Genomic DNA, 16,060 nt, shown 5'->3' with positions numbered 1-16,060 from the left:
AAAATGTTTTTCAGCATTCTAAAGTTGAGCGTTCATCACATCAATCTTAATTCATTATATCAGCGATATGATCGTTGCCATACCCGCGCTTTAACGAAGGCGGAATGATCCTTCTTTCTCGTATGCAAGTATGATAAATATGTCGATCTCCTCCTGTTTTAGTTCATATACTTTAGTTACTTCTGTTTCATTTCTTCATAAAATGCTTCAACTTTTTGTTCGTAAAGTACGGCCTCCATGTCCTTGTATTTACGCTTGATCGTCAATGTCATAAAAAATAAATGGATTGTCATATACGCTCATTTCCCTTCAATCCGCAGCAAGCGAAACAGCCCACAAATCTTCTTGATCAGTTGACCTGTTTCTAACACTTAGTATACGGCGGTCCCATAAAAATTCTTTCGAAAAATGAACAAGTATATTTGCAAGAGGAAAGCAAAGTGATAGACCGGTATTTAGGGGTGTGATACAATTTTGGCACACAGAATCTGCTCTAAGTCAGATCTGCTTATCATGAATTGGTTTTCTAGGGTTCCGTGCGGGTGGCGCAGTCTGGACCGAGAGAAAACACATAGGGTCTAGACAAAAGACCGTATGACACGGAGGGATAAAAGCCCGGGAGATTTGATCAAACGATCGATTTCCGGGCTTTTTTTTGTTGGTTGGAATCGTTCAGAAAGGAAGGGATCTAATGAAATGGGGAAATGTTTTGATTGCGGCGGTTTTTGAAGTCGGCTGGGTGATGGGATTGAAATATGCTGACTCTTTATTCGAATGGGCCGCAACCATCGTTTGTATTGTCGTCAGCTTTTATTTACTCCTGAAAGCCACGACTGTACTACCAGTTGGCACACTTTATGCCGTTTTTACCGGACTTGGGACAGCAGGTACTGTCATAGTAGGTATGGTCATGGGGGAGCCGGTACAGCTAGTGAAATTACTTTTAATCATGGTGCTTTTAAGCGGTGTATTAGGGCTCAAACTGACCACAGGAGAAAAGAAAGGAGAGACTGAATCATGAGCTGGCTTTTACTCATTGGGGCAGGCATTTTAGAAATGCTTTGTGTCACCATGATGAATCAATTCCAGAAAGATCGGCATGTCAAATGGATTTTATTCATTGCAGCTGGATTTTCTCTGTCCTTTCTCATGCTCTCTCTTGCAATGAATACAATTCCGATGGGAACGGCGTACGCCATTTGGACTGGCATTGGAGCTGCTGGAGGAGCCATTGTCGGCATGCTGTTTTATGGTGAGTCGAAAGACGCAAAACGTATTTTCTTTATCGCATTGATTTTATCTGCGGCGGTCGGGTTAAAGATTATTGAATAAGAAAAGGGCTGGCATCTGTCTGCCAGCCTTTTTTACATCGAATGATGATTGGAATCGTTTTCATTTTTGCGGTAAAGCTGACTCACTAGCAGAAAACAGACACCAAATGTGAGCAAAGGAATGAGTCTTTCACCGGCCATAAATAGATAAATACCTGTGATCAGACATACGATGCCGAGCCAAAAGCTCACTTTACCAAACAAAGTCATGCTTTTCATCTCCATCACTCCTTTTGTGATAAAAGGTCTACTCACATTATATCACGCTAGGTGCAGAATTGAATGAATATTCAATAAAAAATGGACTCTTCATTGCTTTTTCTCTTTCCAGTCCAGTATAATATTTCATTAGAATGAAAACGTAAATGAGGTCATGATACATGAGAACATTGATTACAGAGAAACTTGAATTACACAGACAAAAGCACGAGCAAAAAGGCAGACTGCTTGTCAGCTGTCCGGATCAGCCTGGTATTGTATCAGCTGTTTCTTCCTTTTTATTTGAGCACGGAGCGAACATCATTGAATCCAGCCAATACACAACCGATCATGAAAGCGGCCGGTTCTTTTTAAGAATTGAATTTGATTGGAAAGACATTTCGGCGAATATGGATCAATTGAAAAATAGTTTTGAGCCAATCGCAGCATCATTTCAAATGACGTGGAGCATGTCGCGTGCAAGTGAGCTTAAAAAGCTGGCAATCTTTGTCTCAAAAGAGCTTCATTGTCTGCATGAACTTCTATGGGAATGGCAAAGCGGAAATTTAATGGCTGAAATCGCAGTTGTGATCAGCAATCATGAAACGGCAAAAGATACAGTAGAAGCGCTTGGGATCCCATTCCATTATGTAAAGGCGAACAAAGACATTCGCAAAGAAGCTGAAAAAGAGCAGCTCGCCTTATTAGAAGAGTACGATATTGATGCGGTTGTACTTGCTAGATACATGCAAATTTTAACGCCTGGATTTATTGAAGAGCATCCGAACAAAATCATTAATATTCATCATTCCTTCCTGCCGGCGTTTATTGGTGCCAACCCATACAAGCGGGCATATGAACGGGGCGTCAAACTAATTGGTGCGACTTCTCATTATGTTACAAATGATTTAGACGAAGGACCGATCATTGAACAAGATATTGAGCGTGTAGATCACCGTGATGATGCGGAAGCCCTAAAAAATATTGGCCGGACAATTGAGCGCAGTGTGCTTGCGCGTGCTGTCAAATGGCACTTGGAAGATCGAATTATTGTTCATGAGAATAAAACGATTGTCTTTAATTGACCGCTTGACTTTTCTTTAGCAATTGGTGATAATATAAAAAAATTAACGAGCGTTGAAAAGGAATAGTAAGCAGGAACTGGTGCGTAAAGAGAGCAAATGATATGCTGAAACATTTGCCGCAGACAGCTGCTGAACCTGCCCTTTGAGCCTTAGAGGAAAAATCTAAGCGCGTGCCTGGCGTTACAGGAGTTGAGTGGAATAAGCATTTCGTATGCTTATTCAATGAAGGTGGTACCACGGAAAATCCCTTTTCGTCCTTTACATAAGGAGAAAAAGGGATTTTTTTGTGCCTAAAGGTATAGCGGAGGGAATCAAGAATGAAAAAGCAAAGGATCGTCATAAAAATTGGCAGCAGTTCATTAACAGAGCAAAAAGGAGCCATTGATGAACAAAAGATGCAGGATCATGTAAGAGCCATAGCAAAGCTCAAAGAAGCAGGGCATGAAATCATTTTAATTTCATCAGGAGCCGTTGCGGCAGGATTTGGAAGCCTAGGCTATCCATCAAGACCTGTGACCTTAAAGGGGAAACAGGCAGCCGCTGCCGTTGGTCAGGGCTTGTTAATGCAAAAATATACAGAGCTTTTTTCACAGTTTCACATGACACCTGCTCAAATGCTTTTAACACGTAATGACTTTTCAGATCGAACAAGATATCGAAATGCTTACGCAACGATGATGGAGCTGCTGGAAAGAAAGATTTTGCCGATCATAAACGAAAATGATTCAGTCTCCATCGAGGAGCTTACCTTTGGGGATAATGACATGCTGTCAGCTCTTGTCAGTGGATTAATCCATGCAGACCAATTGATCATATTAACAGACATCAATGGCATTTATGATGCAAATCCAAATGAGCATCCTGAGGCGAAGCGGTTTGATGTCCTGACTCACATTTCAGAAGAATTGTTTTCATATGCAAAGAGCACTGGTTCAAAGGTTGGCACAGGCGGAATGAAATCGAAGCTGTCTGCTGCACAAACGGCACTTTCACTTGGTGTGAAAGTATTCATTGGCACAGGCACTGGGGAAGACAAGCTGCTTCGCATTCTTGCGGGTCAAGGTGACGGAACGTATATCGGTGAACAGGATTTATCAGCCGTGAACAACCGCCGTCAATGGATTCAATTCCACTCACCGGTCTCTGGAAAGATCATGATTGATGCAGGAGCGGAAGCGGCGATTTTGCATAATGGCAGAAGCCTTCTTCCGGCAGGAGTCATTGATGTCGCTGGTGACTTTTCTAAAGGAGAGGTTGTAGAAGTCGTCGGGCCAAATGGATTAGTTGGTAAGGGACAAACCTTGTACGCATCCGATGAGCTTCTCGGCATTAAAGGAATGCGAAGTGACGAGCTTTCAAAAGAGAAGCCTGAGGTCATACACCGAGATCACTGGGTACAGCATGTACAAAACTGAGGAGGGAATACGATGAATGAAGTTCTTGAAAAAGCAAAAAAAGCAAGTGTAGCTAAAGATCAGTTGCTTCTAAAAACGACGGAACAAAAAAATGCTGCCCTGCACGCCATTGCGAGTGCACTAAAAGCATCTTCAGCTTATTTAATAGAGGAGAACCAAAAGGATGTTCAAGCGGCTGAGGAAAAGCAGTTCACGCCATCTGTCATTGACCGGATCACACTCACGGAAGAGAGAATTGAAGCCATTGCAGACGCGACTCTTCAACTCATTCAGCTAAAAGACCCAATTGGTGAAACGTTAGAAACCATTCAAAAAGAAAACGGTCTATTCATCGAAAAGGTCCGTGTACCGCTTGGAACGGTTGGCATGATTTATGAAGCAAGACCAAATGTGACAGTCGATGCTGCGACCCTTTGCTTGAAAACTGGGAATGCTGTGATTCTGCGCGGAAGCTCATCTGCTATTCATAGTAATAAAGCGATTGTAAAGGTGATTCATGAAGCGCTTTATACAACGGATATTCCAGTAGACAGTGTGCAATTGATTGAAGATACTGGCCGTGAAACGGCGAAAACGCTGTTCACCTTAAATGAATACCTCGATGTCCTCATTCCGCGCGGCGGGAAGAATTTAATTGATCTTGTAGTGAGAGAGTCAACTGTGCCGGTGCTTGAGACAGGTGCAGGAAATTGTCATATCTACATTGATGAAACAGCGAAAAACGAAATGGCTGAGCGGATTGTGCTGAATGCCAAAACCCAAAGACCATCTGTTTGTAATGCGATTGAGAGCATTGTCATTCATGAAACATGGGCAAAAACATACGGCGCTTCGTTATTTGAAGCCCTTCAATCAAATGGGGTAGAAATACGCGGTGATGAAGCTGTTTGCGCGCTTGCTCCTAGTGCTGCATTAGCGACAACTGAGGACTATGCAACGGAGTTTTTAGCACCGATTGTCAGCATTAAAATAGTAAAAAACATAGAAGAAGCGATTCAGCATATTCAAACATATAGCTCTAAGCACTCTGAAGCGATCATTACAGAAAATGATGAACATGCAGCCCTTTTCTTAACAGCTGTCGATGCAGCCGCTGTTTATCATAATGCTTCTACTCGTTTCACAGATGGCTTTGAATTTGGTTATGGAGCGGAAATAGGTATTAGTACACAAAAACTTCATGCAAGAGGGCCAATGGGTCTGCCAGCCTTAACGTCTGAAAAATTTGTCATTCGTGGACAAGGACAAATAAGAGAATAACGAATTCAAAAGAGAGTCTTGTGACAACAGGCTCTCTTTTTCCTTTCATTTTTGTATTTCTCCGGTCAAGTATGATAAAATATGGTAATGTTTTATATTTTGAGAAGATTGGAGAAGGCAACGTATGGCGAAAATCATTCCCTCTTCGGATATTGGAGTGAAAATCAACAAGTGGTATGAATTAATCCGCAGATTTGATTCAGAACAAGCAGAACAGTTAAAACAGGAAATTCGCACCTCTCTTGATTCAATGGAAGAAGATCAGAATTTGCTTCTCTATTTTTCTTTAATGGAATTTCGGCATGAGGTCATGCTCGATTATTTAAAGCCATTAAAGGAAGGAAAGCTTCGCGCCAACTTTTCCGAGCTTTCGAAAGAAATAGATGAGCATCAAACGCATGTCACAGGCATGCTTGAATACTACTATCATTTTTTCAGAGGCATGTATGAATTCGGACGTAGGGAGTATATTGCTGCCATATCGTCTTATCAAAAGGCAGAGCATAAACTTTCTTTTGTATCAGATGATATTGAACGTGCTGAATTTCATTTTAAAATGTCAGAAATATATTATCACATGAAACAAACACATATCTCGATGCACCATGCTAAACTAGCGCTGGATGTTTATGTTCAGCATGAACTGTATGCGCTTCGCACGATTCAGTGTGAATTTATTGTGGCCGGTAACTACGATGATATGAGAAGGCATGAAAAAGCATTACCACATCTCGAAAGAGCACTTGCGAGGTCAAGAGAGTTTCAGAATGTGCGTTTTATAGCCTCCTCTTTATTTAATATGGGCAACAGTTATTACCGAATGGGAGACTTAGGCCGCGCACTCGAATTAATGAAAGAATCCATCTCGTTATTTGATCAAAATCAATCCGATCATCTTCGTCGATCTATAGACCCTCTTTATACAGCCGCTCAGATATTATACAAACAAGGAAAACACGAAGAAGCATTACACTACAGAGAAGAATGTATGAAGCGAGCAGAAGCTCTTCAGGATGACATTCATATTCAGAAAACCATATTTCTAGAAGCATTGTATTTAAGACAAGATGCTGAGCATATTAAACGAATTTTCCATTTTTTAGAGTCTGCCTATGCATATCCTGATATAGAGGAGCTGGCATTAGATACCGCAAAGTATTATAATGAAATGGGGGATTATGAAAAATCTTCCATGTTCTATGGGGAAGCGGAACATGCTCGAATCTATATTCAGAGAGGGGATTGTTTATATGAATTTTAAAAAATGGGCAGTCGTCTGTACAAGCATCACCATCATGGCATTGTGGCTGGCAGCAGCAAATGCCGATCCAGATAACAGAAACCATACGCTAGAACAACTGAATCCGCAGCATGACACGATCTAAAAGCCCTTGTTAAAGGGCTTTTTTTACTGTCTAACAATTTACGGACATGCTCATAAAAAGAGGTCAGGGAGGAAAACTTAAAAAAGAATATTTATTGATTGACTCCACAATTTAAATTGTGTACAATTTAATTGTAGAAAATATTATTGGAGAGAAAGAGGGTTATATTCATGTCAGACGTTTTATTTACAGCAACGGTATCAGCTGTCGGAGGAAGAGAAGGAAAGGTTGTTTCAACAGATGGTGTACTTGAGCATGATGTAGCAATGCCTGGAACACCAAGAGCAAAAAAACTTGAAAAAGCAACAAATCCAGAGCAATTATTCGCAGCAGGCTACTCTGCATGTTTTGATTCAGCCCTTCAAATGGTAGCAAGACAAGAGCGTATCCGTTTTGAAAGCGAAGTAACAGCACATGTCAGCTTATTAAAAGACAGTTCAGATGGCGGCTTCAAACTAGGCGTTCAATTAGAAGTAAAGGGAACTGGCATTGAGCAGTCAGCATTAGAAGAACTTGTTCATAAAGCACACGGTGTATGTCCATATTCAAAAGCAACTCAAGGAAACATCGAAGTAGAACTAGTAGCTGTCGCACAATAATAGACATCAATAAAAGGCTGAGGGAATGTTCCCTCAGCCTTTTGGTTGTGTTAAATTTTGCAAAAGCTCATGTAAAGAGGCGCGCAGTATTTTTAGCTCTTCTTCTGATCTGCCTGTCCCAGTCAGCATGTGAAACGGAATCGCAGTGGCCTTTTCTTTTAGCTGTTCTCCATATTCCGTTAAACGAATTTGCACAGACCGCTCATCCTCTTTCGAGCGTTCTCGGATAATGAGTCCGTTTTGCTCCATTCGTTTCAGCATGGGTGTGAGTGTACCGGAGTCTAAATAGAGAAGCTCTCCCATCGTTTTCACATTTAATGATCCATGCTCCCACAATAAAAGCAGTGCCAAATATTGCGGATACGTAATGTTTAATTCTTCTAATAACGGTTTATACTGCTTCGTCATCTCTCGTGAACTTGCATATAACAAGAAACAAAGCTGATTTTCCAGCTTCATATGCTCAAATTCATTTGTCATGTCAGTCACCAACTATTTTTTGTCATACTTATCATTGTATAAGATTTTCTTCCTTTTTAAAATAAATACAGACGAAAAATGAAAAATTCTTCAATGTGCGATAAATGTTTGAGAAATGAATAGAACGTGAAAAGGATCAATAGATAAAGGAGGAGATGAAGATGAAACCATTATTCACAGCAAAAGTAAAGGCGCAGCATGGAAGAGCTGGACATGTTCGTTCAGAAGATGGTGTGCTCGATCATAACATTGTCATGCCTAACGCAAAGAAAGATGGAGAGACTGGTACAAACCCAGAGCAATTATTTGCAGCAGGCTATGCAGCTTGTTTCGGAGGAGCACTTGAACAGGTAGCCAAGAAGCAAGGGATAGAAATTGAATCGGAAGTAGAAGGACATGTCAGTCTTTTAAAAGATGAAAGCGACGGCGGCTTTAAGCTTGGCGTAAAGCTGATTGTGTCTGCGAAAGGTCATGATCATGACAAAGTGAAAGAGCTTGTCCATGCTGCACATGAATTCTGTCCATATTCAAAAGCAACAAGAGGGAACATTGAAGTAGAGCTTGAAGTGGCGGAGTAATAGTAGAAGACACCTGCTTACTAGCAGGTGTCTCAGCGTGTAGACAAACCCTCGCATTCGTTGTCAGGTCTGCGCTCCGGTGCTCGTCCTTTCTAGACTTCAAAGGTTTTCTATCACACTGAATAGAAGACAAAGGGCTAAAATAAAAACCATTTTAGCCCTTTGTCAACAATCCGCAACACCTGCTTACGAGCAGGTGTCTTTTTTTAATATTCTTTCTTTTTATCGTATGCTTCCCATGCTTCAAATGGTGCAAGGGTTTTTTGAGGTGTCAGCTTGTAAAATGGTATATTTCTTGATTCGTATTCTTTGTTGATTTCTTCATAAATAAACGAGTCATCAAAACCAGCATCCGCTGCATCCTGATGTCCAGCAGCAAAATACACCGCTTTTGGTCTAGCCCAGTAAATAGCGCCAAGGCACATCGGACAAGGCTCGCAGCTTGTGTATAGAGTACAATCCTCTAATTGGTATGTATGTAGAGTTTGGCATGCTTTTCGAATGGCGGTGACTTCTGCATGTGCAGTAGGGTCATTACTCGTTGTCACATTGTTGCTTCCCTCTGCAATAATCTGACCATCCTTGACAATGACTGCTCCAAAAGGGCCGCCAGTACCACTATTGACTCCTTCTACTGCAAGATCAATTGCGCGTTGTAAAAAATCTTCGTGATTCATTGTCTTCCTCCCTTTGTTCGACTGACTTCTCTAGTATAAACGAATCATGCTAGAAAAGAAATCATCATAGTAGAAGATTGAACAGGCCAATTTGCACATAAAAACCCCTGCCACGTTCAGCAGGGGAGAGGTATTCAATTATGCGTGCTGCGCCAGCTTTTTACGAGCGACTTCAGCAGCTGTAACCATGTTTTTCAAAGCAGCAATAGTTTCAGGCTCTTGTCTAGTTTTTAGACCACAATCCGGATTCACCCAGAAGCGATCTGTTGGACAAACGTTCAGCGCATCATCAATGATTTCGCTCATTTCTTCAACAGATGGAACGCGCGGGCTATGGATGTCATAAACGCCTAGTCCAAGTCCTTTCAAATACGGGTGCTTTTCTAAGTAATCGAGGAATCCGCCATGACTGCGTGAATGTTCAATTGTAATCACGTCAGCATCCAAGTCTTCGATCGTATCGACAATATCCTCGAAGTTACTGTAGCACATATGTGTATGAATTTGTGTGTCATTTTGAACGGATGATGTGGATAAACGGAATGACTCTGCTGCCCAGTTTAAATATTCTGCCCAATCACTTTCTTTGAGCGGAAGTCCTTCTCTTAGCGCAGGCTCATCCACTTGGATCACTTGAATACCAGCTGCCTCTAAAGCTTCTACCTCTTTACGCAAAGCGAAAGCGATTTGGAAAGCAATGTCTTTTCGAGAGATATCCGTTCTTGGGAAAGACCAGTTTAAGATGGTAACAGGTCCTGTCAGCATTCCTTTGACTTTTTTCTCTGTTAAACTTTGTGCGTAAACTGTCTCTTTCACTGTCATTGGCTCTGTAAACTCTACATCTCCATAAATGATTGGCGGCTTCACGCACCGTGATCCATAGGATTGTACCCAAGCAAATTTTGTAAAGGCAAATCCGGCTAGCTTTTCACCGAAGTATTCAACCATGTCTGTCCGTTCAAATTCTCCATGCACGAGCACATCCAGGCCAATTTCTTCTTGAATATCAATCCATCGTTTTGTTTCTTTCTTAATAAATTCATCATACTCTGCATCTGTCCACTCATTTTTGCGCCACTTTTGACGAGCACTGCGCACTTCAGCTGACTGCGGGAAGCTGCCAATCGTTGTGGTTGGAAGAAGCGGGAGCTCAAGAGATTCGTTTTGGATACGCAGGCGTTCTTCAAAGGCAACTGGACGTTTAAAATCTTTCGATGAAAGATTGTTGCGTTCCGCTGTCAGATCCGCATTTGTTCCTTTTGCGAACTCTTTTAAGGTAAGAAGTGCTTGTGCTGCTTCGTTAATGTCGGCATCAATGGCAGCTGCTCCTTTTGTTAAACCTTCTTTTAATAATGTCAATTCAGCCAGCTTTTCAGTGGCATAAGACAGTCCGTTTAATAGTTTTTCTTCAAGCTGTTCACTTGGGTGTTTGGCAACTGGTACATGCAGTAAGTTGCTTGATGGCTGCAGCCACACTTCTTTCGGCTGAGCCTCAGCAATGACTTCAGAAATAAAGGATAATCTTTCCCCAAGATCTGATCTCCAAATATTTCTTCCATCAATGATGCCAGCTGCTAAAATTTTATCTTTCGGGAAGCCGTGCTTTTTCACTTGATCCAGGTTGCGCCCTTGATCATGGACAAAATCAAGACCGATTGCTTCAACAGGATATGTGACAAGCTCTTCATACGCATCAACTGAATCAAAGTAGGTTTGAAGAAGAATGTTCAAGCCAGGTACGGCTTCTTTGATCGTTTGATAAATTTCTTTTACAGATTTTACGTCTTCACTTGAAGCTGTGACAAGTGCAGGTTCATCAATTTGAACCCATTTGACGCCGGCTTCTTCAAGTTCTTTTAAAAGCTGAGTATAAAGCGGCACTAGACGCTGCTGAATTTCTTTCACTTCATTTGTTTCATAACCTTTAGAAAGTGAGACAAATGTATAAAGACCGAGTACAACCGGTTTTGTTTCAACACCAAACGCCTTTTTCACCTTTTCGTAAGCTTCAAGCGGTTTGTTGTGTGTGAGTTTAAATTCTGTGCTTTTTTCGTATTCTGGAACGATGTAGTGATAGTTTGTATTAAACCATTTTGTCATTTCACTTGAGACGGCATCTTTTGTTCCTCTTGCCATCGCGAAGTATGTATCTAGCGGGTCTTTTAAGCTGCGGAAGCGCTCTGGAATCCAATTGAACATAACAGCAGTATCCAGCACGTGATCATAGAAGGTAAAGTCTCCAGAAGGAACAACATCAATTTGTTGATCGATTTGTGTTTTAATGGCAGTTAAAAATTGTTCATCCAGTGTGCCTAAGAGGGTTTCGCGGTCTGTTTGACCTTTCCAGTAAGACTCAAGTGCTTTTTTCCATTCTCTGTTTAAACCAATTCGCGGAAAGCCTAGATTACTTGTTTTAACAATTGTCAATTCCCATTCCTCCTCTAAATATAAAAAGACATTTACGCTCATGATCAAGATTGATGAGGTAAATGTCTGGTTTAAAAGACAAAATGTGTGTGCGAAATAAGGCGTGAGTATCACTGACGCTTTTCCGACATCTCCTATCAACCGTAGGGGGTTTGATGTGATAGAGCGGCTGGTATCCTGGCTGGTGAATCTGCAAGCTTTTCATCCTTCCCATCCTAATGACAGTGGATTCATGAGAAAAGCTCTCCTCACTCACAGTGGCGGGACCGCGCCGGATTTTCACCGGTCTTCCCAATTAAAATTCGACGTGTAATCGAATTACCGACTCTCAAACTATGAATTTATTGTGTTCGATTATATAACGTTCACTTCATTTCGTCAAAGTAAATTTTGAATAATTTTAATTAAAAAAATCCTGAGAAAATTCTATCTTTTCTCAGGACCTCTATTTAAGCTATAGAGATAAAAGATCTGCTTCCAATGTTTTTTCTAAAAGGACATCAGGCGCAGTTAAATATAAAAATCCATTCCCCACAAGGGCTTTCGACTGTTTTAATGGAAGGGTTCTTCTGACAAGCTGAGCATAGATTTCAGGCTCTGTCAGCTTGCGCTGGAACGCTTCTTCTTCAGCATTTTTGATAATGGCTAGTGCACCGCTTACGTGAGGGGCAGCCATTGAAGTCCCTGTGAGTCTGCCATATTTATGGTTAGGGAGAGTGGATAAAATGTCTTCTCCTGGAGCGACGAGGTCGATTTCTTTATTGGCATTAGAAAATTCAGAGGATTCTCTAGCAAGGGAAACAGAACCGACGGCAATGACTTCATTGTATGCTGCTGGGTAGGAGAACTCTTCCGTACGCTCGTCCCCGTCCCCTTCATTTCCTGCTGCGCATACAACAAGCACACCGCTTTTCACCGCATTTTGAATGGCTTCCTGCAGGGCAGGCTCATTGCTTGGACCACCGAGAGACATGGAGATAATATCAACCTTCTGCTCTGCAGCATAGTTGATGCCATCAATGATCCATTCATATTTTCCGCTACCATTTTCACCGCCAAGTACTTTCACGATGAGCAGCTTGGCTTCAGGGGCAACCCCTAAAATTCCGCCATTTTGATCTGTTGCGGCAATCGTTCCTGCTACATGGGTACCATGCCCATTGTAGTCTTTGACATTTTCAGCATCTCCATTGTCATCATCGGTAAAGTTCTTTCCTCCGATAATCTGATCTTTTAAGTCGGGATGCTCTGTGTCACAGCCTGTATCAAGGACAGCAATGGTTATGCCTTTTCCTTTGAAGCCACTTGACCAAAGTTCGGGTGCTTTAATCTCCTGAATACTTTCCGGCGTCTCTTTCGCTTCCATCACATTGGCTTTTACTTCATACGGAATTAAGCGAATTTCACCTTTCATAAGAAAGCCCTCCTTATTTTGTTTTCAAAGTAGATTCAGGCTGCGTAATATTATTGTATAAAAGAAACTTTTGATCGGAAAGGGTCAATTGTAATAATTTTTCAAATAATCAATCTATTATCAAAAGTGCAGTTCTCCTCACTTATTGACGAAAGAGCTCACCTTTTGAAGAAAACTCTTGATATCATATGAAAAAGAAGGAAATGCTGCATAGTGAGGTTGCACCTGTTCAGATGAAAATGGGTGAATAGAACTAAAATAGGCAGATTGAAAAATAATCAATAGATGAAAGAAGAAAAGAAAATAGATAAACCATGAGAGCAGATTATTGCTTTTCAATGATAATTTATAAAGAGTAAGAAATGTAAAAAGTATTTGACATTTAAGGGGCTGATGCTATGATTATAAATGTAAAGAGTATTTGACATTTTATTTGGAAGGGGACTAAAGATTGGATTACGTAAAGGTTGTCTATTCAGTTATAATATTATTGATTGGATTGTTCATTTTGATCGCTTCGATGATTCAAAAGGGTGATGAACGAAAGAGATTTATTTACTCGAAAGCTCAATCTTATGCGTTTATTGTGGTTTTCGGTATGCTTTTATTAGAAGTCGCACAAAATATCTTTCTAACGATTCAAGGGAACTCAAATCAGGGCATTGGGATTTCACCTATCGCCTTCCTGTCTGTGGTTATAATAATATATGTATTCACATTCCTCATTTACAGAAAAAAATATGGTGATTAAATGCAGAATCATATTAGAGAACTAAGAAAATCTAATAAATTGTCTCAAGAAGAATTAGCTAAACTTTGTAAGGTGTCGAGACAAACCATTAATGCGATCGAAAATGATAAATATGACCCCACTTTGCAATTAGCTTTTGACATAGCTTTTGTTTTAGGAACTTCAGTAGATCAGCTCTTTGTCAGCAGACCTATAAAGAAGTAATCAACAGGCCTCAAGATGAGGTCTTTTTTTGAGTGGTTAGCCGTTTTATTTTCCTTTCAATTGATGTGCGGTTACTGTGTTAAAAAACAACTTCATTCAATATATTTCTTCTTTCATGAAAAAATAGATGTGAAGATTGTGACTGTTCCAAATGAGAAAGGCAACATATAATAATGGAAAGACAAGCTTGCCTTTCAGATAGGAGAGATAGAGATGAACAAAGGGAAGATACTCGTAGTCGAAGATGAAAAGAAAATAGCGAGGGTGCTGTCACTTGAACTTGAATATGAAGGATATGAGGTGACAGTCAAAGAGACAGGAATGGACGGCCTTCAGGCTCTTGAAGAAGACAGCTTCGATTTGGTGCTGCTTGATGTCATGCTTCCAGAGTTAAGCGGTCTTGAAGTGCTGAGAAGGGTTCGAAAGACAAATACAGCGACACCTATTATTTTGATTACAGCAAGGGGAAGTGTCCCTGATAAAGTAAGCGGGCTCGATCTTGGGGCAAATGATTATATAACAAAACCTTTTGACATAGAAGAATTATTAGCACGAATTCGCGCGCAGCTAAGGTTGAATATATATGCACAAGAAGAAAAGGAGACAGAGCTGAGCATAGCAGATTTAACGGTCAACGAGAAAACAAGAGAAATACAAAGGGCTGGGCAAATGCTTGAACTCACGCCGAGAGAATATGATCTGCTTGTCCACTTACTGAACCATCAGCAGCAAGTGCTCACAAGAGATCAGCTTTTAACAGCGGTTTGGGGTTTTGATTATTTCGGTGATACAAACGTGGTAGATGTCTATATCCGTTATTTAAGGAAAAAAATCGATTACCCATTCGAAAAACAGCTGATTCACACAGTGAGAGGTGTGGGTTATGTGATGAAAGGATAAAGAATGAGATTAAAAAATAAGATTCAGCTTTATACGTCGTTGTCTTTGTTTTTAATGGTGCTCTTGTTTCATACAGCCATTTATTTTATTTTTTCGATGACCTTGACGCAAAAAGATATGTCCCGTTTGTCTGAGGTGGCTGAAAATATTGCCATTGCTTTAAAAAAATCAGAGGAAGAAGGTCTTCCGTCCTCGGAGCTGCTGAAGGCGTACCTGCCTCAAAATGGCATGATCCGTGTCGTGACAGAATCGGGAGAGTCAAAACTGACTGTCACAAAGGAATCAACGTTTAGCTCACTGCCTTTTACATACGAATCTGGCCAGACGGCTGAAATCAAAGAATACAATAAGCATATGGTTGCGTTCGCTGCTATTCCGGTCATTTGGACAAATGGTGAGATTATGTCGCTTCAATTATATGAAGAAATCGAAAATACGGAAGAGAACTTAGCCTTATTAAAAATGATTTTAATCGCTACCGGCGTTTTGTTTATTGTGCTTTCCTATTTTGCAGGCCACGTGTTAACAAAGCAAATTGTCCGGCCGATTAGCAGAATAACGAGTACCATGAAGGCAAGTATGAAAGAGAAGGCGTTTAAACGAATTGAATTAACAGGCGATTCAAAGGATGAACTATATCAAATGGGACAAACCTTTAATGAAATGTCCGAGATTCTCGAGAAGCATTATGAAAAAGAACAGCAATTTTTGCATGATGCCTCTCATGAATTGAAGACTCCGATTACCGTCATTATGAGCTACAGCAATTTACTCAAACGCTGGGGGCAAACACGTCCAGAGGTTGTAGAAGAATCCTCCCAAGCGATTCATGATGAAGCGAAAAAAATGAAAAGACTGACAGATCAATTACTGACATTGGCGAAAAACGGTCAGCCGTTATACTTGGATATGAAGCCGGTTGATCTTGGTCATTTGTGCAAGCAGCTATGTCATACACTTGAAGTGGCCACCAATCGAACGATTCAATCCCATGTGCAGTCAGATCAGCCGCTGATCGCAGAAGGAGACGAAGAGAAAATCAAACAGCTTTTGACCATCTTAATTGATAATGCGGTCAAATATAGTAGAGAGCCAGTTGATGTGACCTGCGGATGGGCAGGAGACAAGCCATTTATTTCAGTGATTGATCAAGGAATCGGTATAAAAGAAGAGGATCTGCCGAAAATCTTTGACCGCTTTTTCCGTGTGGATGAAGCGAGAAACAGCGAGACGGGCGGAACCGGACTTGGTCTTTCAATTGCGAAGCAAATTGCAGAAGAACATGGGGCCGAGCTGAAGGTAGACAGCCGTATCGGTGAAGGGACAGCCATGACCATTCTTTTTCAGAAATAAATA

At 40.9% G+C, this 16,060-nt stretch carries 19 protein-coding genes, 2 riboswitches and 1 other annotated feature; of the genes, 13 read left to right on the top strand and 6 right to left on the bottom strand.

The features are described 5' to 3' along the window. Nucleotides 1-176 precede the first annotated feature (176 nt). The gene (locus V6Z54_RS01160) at nucleotides 177-293 is read right to left on the bottom strand and encodes a YrzI family small protein (protein ID WP_075611302.1); all 117 of its coding nucleotides are present in this window, start codon (nucleotides 291-293) and stop codon (nucleotides 177-179) included. A gap of 222 nt (nucleotides 294-515) precedes the next feature. Continuing rightward, a riboswitch (guanidine-I (ykkC/yxkD leader) is annotated at nucleotides 516-624 on the top strand. A gap of 67 nt (nucleotides 625-691) precedes the next feature. Here V6Z54_RS01160 and V6Z54_RS01155 point away from each other — a divergent pair. Next, nucleotides 692-1,021, top strand: a complete 330-nt coding sequence (locus V6Z54_RS01155) for a multidrug efflux SMR transporter (protein WP_041085059.1) — start codon at nucleotides 692-694, stop codon at nucleotides 1,019-1,021. Continuing rightward, a complete protein-coding gene (locus tag V6Z54_RS01150; RefSeq protein WP_024424636.1) occupies nucleotides 1,018-1,332 on the top strand; it encodes a multidrug efflux SMR transporter in 315 nt (104 codons plus the stop codon). Before V6Z54_RS01155 ends, V6Z54_RS01150 begins: the two co-directional genes overlap by 4 nt. A 32-nt stretch (nucleotides 1,333-1,364) precedes the next feature. Here the strand turns inward: V6Z54_RS01150 and V6Z54_RS01145 are convergent, their stop codons facing one another. Continuing rightward, nucleotides 1,365-1,550: a hypothetical protein gene (locus tag V6Z54_RS01145; RefSeq protein ID WP_024424637.1), complete on the bottom strand. Its 186-nt coding sequence runs from the start codon at nucleotides 1,548-1,550 to the stop codon at nucleotides 1,365-1,367. A 161-nt stretch (nucleotides 1,551-1,711) separates the two neighbouring features. Between V6Z54_RS01145 and purU the strand changes: the two genes are divergently transcribed. From purU to V6Z54_RS01115, 6 genes are all read left to right on the top strand, one after another. Further along, complete coding sequence (gene purU, locus V6Z54_RS01140; RefSeq protein WP_075611304.1) at nucleotides 1,712-2,614, top strand: formyltetrahydrofolate deformylase; 903 nt, start codon at nucleotides 1,712-1,714, stop codon at nucleotides 2,612-2,614. A gap of 43 nt (nucleotides 2,615-2,657) precedes the next feature. Continuing rightward, nucleotides 2,658-2,876: a binding site (T-box leader), on the top strand. Between the two features lie 55 nt (nucleotides 2,877-2,931). After that, nucleotides 2,932-4,029, top strand: coding sequence for a glutamate 5-kinase (gene proB / locus V6Z54_RS01135; protein ID WP_041085058.1), 1,098 nt, complete (start codon nucleotides 2,932-2,934; stop codon nucleotides 4,027-4,029). 12 nt (nucleotides 4,030-4,041) lie between these two features. Beyond that, a complete protein-coding gene (locus tag V6Z54_RS01130) occupies nucleotides 4,042-5,289 on the top strand; it encodes a glutamate-5-semialdehyde dehydrogenase (RefSeq protein WP_041085057.1) in 1,248 nt (415 codons plus the stop codon). 124 nt (nucleotides 5,290-5,413) lie between these two features. Further along, on the top strand, nucleotides 5,414-6,550 hold the full coding sequence (locus tag V6Z54_RS01125; protein ID WP_024426809.1) for a Rap family tetratricopeptide repeat protein: 1,137 nt from the start codon (nucleotides 5,414-5,416) through the stop codon (nucleotides 6,548-6,550). After that, a complete protein-coding gene (locus V6Z54_RS01120; RefSeq protein ID WP_041085055.1) occupies nucleotides 6,540-6,674 on the top strand; it encodes a hypothetical protein in 135 nt (44 codons plus the stop codon). Before V6Z54_RS01125 ends, V6Z54_RS01120 begins: the two co-directional genes overlap by 11 nt. 170 nt (nucleotides 6,675-6,844) lie before the next feature. Next, on the top strand, nucleotides 6,845-7,273 hold the full coding sequence (locus V6Z54_RS01115) for an organic hydroperoxide resistance protein (protein ID WP_024424643.1): 429 nt from the start codon (nucleotides 6,845-6,847) through the stop codon (nucleotides 7,271-7,273). A 33-nt stretch (nucleotides 7,274-7,306) separates the two neighbouring features. Here V6Z54_RS01115 and V6Z54_RS01110 read toward each other — a convergent pair whose 3' ends face one another. Further along, the gene (locus V6Z54_RS01110) at nucleotides 7,307-7,753 is read right to left on the bottom strand and encodes a MarR family transcriptional regulator (protein ID WP_041085053.1); all 447 of its coding nucleotides are present in this window, start codon (nucleotides 7,751-7,753) and stop codon (nucleotides 7,307-7,309) included. A gap of 161 nt (nucleotides 7,754-7,914) precedes the next feature. Between V6Z54_RS01110 and V6Z54_RS01105 the strand changes: the two genes are divergently transcribed. After that, nucleotides 7,915-8,331, top strand: a complete 417-nt coding sequence (locus V6Z54_RS01105; RefSeq protein WP_034281509.1) for an organic hydroperoxide resistance protein — start codon at nucleotides 7,915-7,917, stop codon at nucleotides 8,329-8,331. A gap of 206 nt (nucleotides 8,332-8,537) precedes the next feature. Here the strand turns inward: V6Z54_RS01105 and V6Z54_RS01100 are convergent, their stop codons facing one another. The 3 genes from V6Z54_RS01100 to V6Z54_RS01090 form a co-directional block, all read right to left on the bottom strand. Continuing rightward, nucleotides 8,538-9,008 carry a nucleoside deaminase gene (locus V6Z54_RS01100; RefSeq protein ID WP_041085051.1) on the bottom strand — a complete coding sequence of 157 codons (471 nt, stop codon included), beginning with the start codon at nucleotides 9,006-9,008 and terminating at the stop codon, nucleotides 8,538-8,540. Nucleotides 9,009-9,146: 138 nt separating this feature from the next. After that, on the bottom strand, nucleotides 9,147-11,435 hold the full coding sequence (gene metE, locus V6Z54_RS01095) for a 5-methyltetrahydropteroyltriglutamate--homocysteine S-methyltransferase (RefSeq protein WP_338527612.1): 2,289 nt from the start codon (nucleotides 11,433-11,435) through the stop codon (nucleotides 9,147-9,149). Between the two features lie 149 nt (nucleotides 11,436-11,584). After that, nucleotides 11,585-11,776, bottom strand: a riboswitch (cobalamin riboswitch). Nucleotides 11,777-11,889: 113 nt separating this feature from the next. Continuing rightward, nucleotides 11,890-12,849: a S8 family peptidase gene (locus V6Z54_RS01090; RefSeq protein ID WP_041085049.1), complete on the bottom strand. Its 960-nt coding sequence runs from the start codon at nucleotides 12,847-12,849 to the stop codon at nucleotides 11,890-11,892. A gap of 451 nt (nucleotides 12,850-13,300) precedes the next feature. Here V6Z54_RS01090 and V6Z54_RS01085 point away from each other — a divergent pair, with 451 nt between their 5' ends. The 4 genes from V6Z54_RS01085 to V6Z54_RS01070 all read left to right on the top strand — a co-directional run bounded on the left by V6Z54_RS01085 (nucleotide 13,301) and on the right by V6Z54_RS01070 (nucleotide 16,057). Continuing rightward, on the top strand, nucleotides 13,301-13,600 hold the full coding sequence (locus V6Z54_RS01085) for a hypothetical protein (protein WP_075611308.1): 300 nt from the start codon (nucleotides 13,301-13,303) through the stop codon (nucleotides 13,598-13,600). After that, nucleotides 13,601-13,804 carry a helix-turn-helix transcriptional regulator gene (locus V6Z54_RS01080; RefSeq protein WP_039178022.1) on the top strand — a complete coding sequence of 68 codons (204 nt, stop codon included), beginning with the start codon at nucleotides 13,601-13,603 and terminating at the stop codon, nucleotides 13,802-13,804. A gap of 213 nt (nucleotides 13,805-14,017) precedes the next feature. Then, a complete protein-coding gene (locus V6Z54_RS01075) occupies nucleotides 14,018-14,704 on the top strand; it encodes a response regulator transcription factor (RefSeq protein WP_073979401.1) in 687 nt (228 codons plus the stop codon). Nucleotides 14,705-14,707: 3 nt separating this feature from the next. After that, nucleotides 14,708-16,057, top strand: coding sequence for an ATP-binding protein (locus V6Z54_RS01070; RefSeq protein WP_073204928.1), 1,350 nt, complete (start codon nucleotides 14,708-14,710; stop codon nucleotides 16,055-16,057). Nucleotides 16,058-16,060: the final 3 nt, after the last annotated feature.

This window comes from Bacillus sp. MAG717A, assembly GCF_036884855.1.
GTDB lineage: Bacteria > Bacillota > Bacilli > Bacillales > Bacillaceae > Bacillus > Bacillus safensis.
The sequence above is the reverse complement of the archived record's forward strand: the minus strand, read 5'-3'. Positions and strand labels throughout refer to the sequence as shown.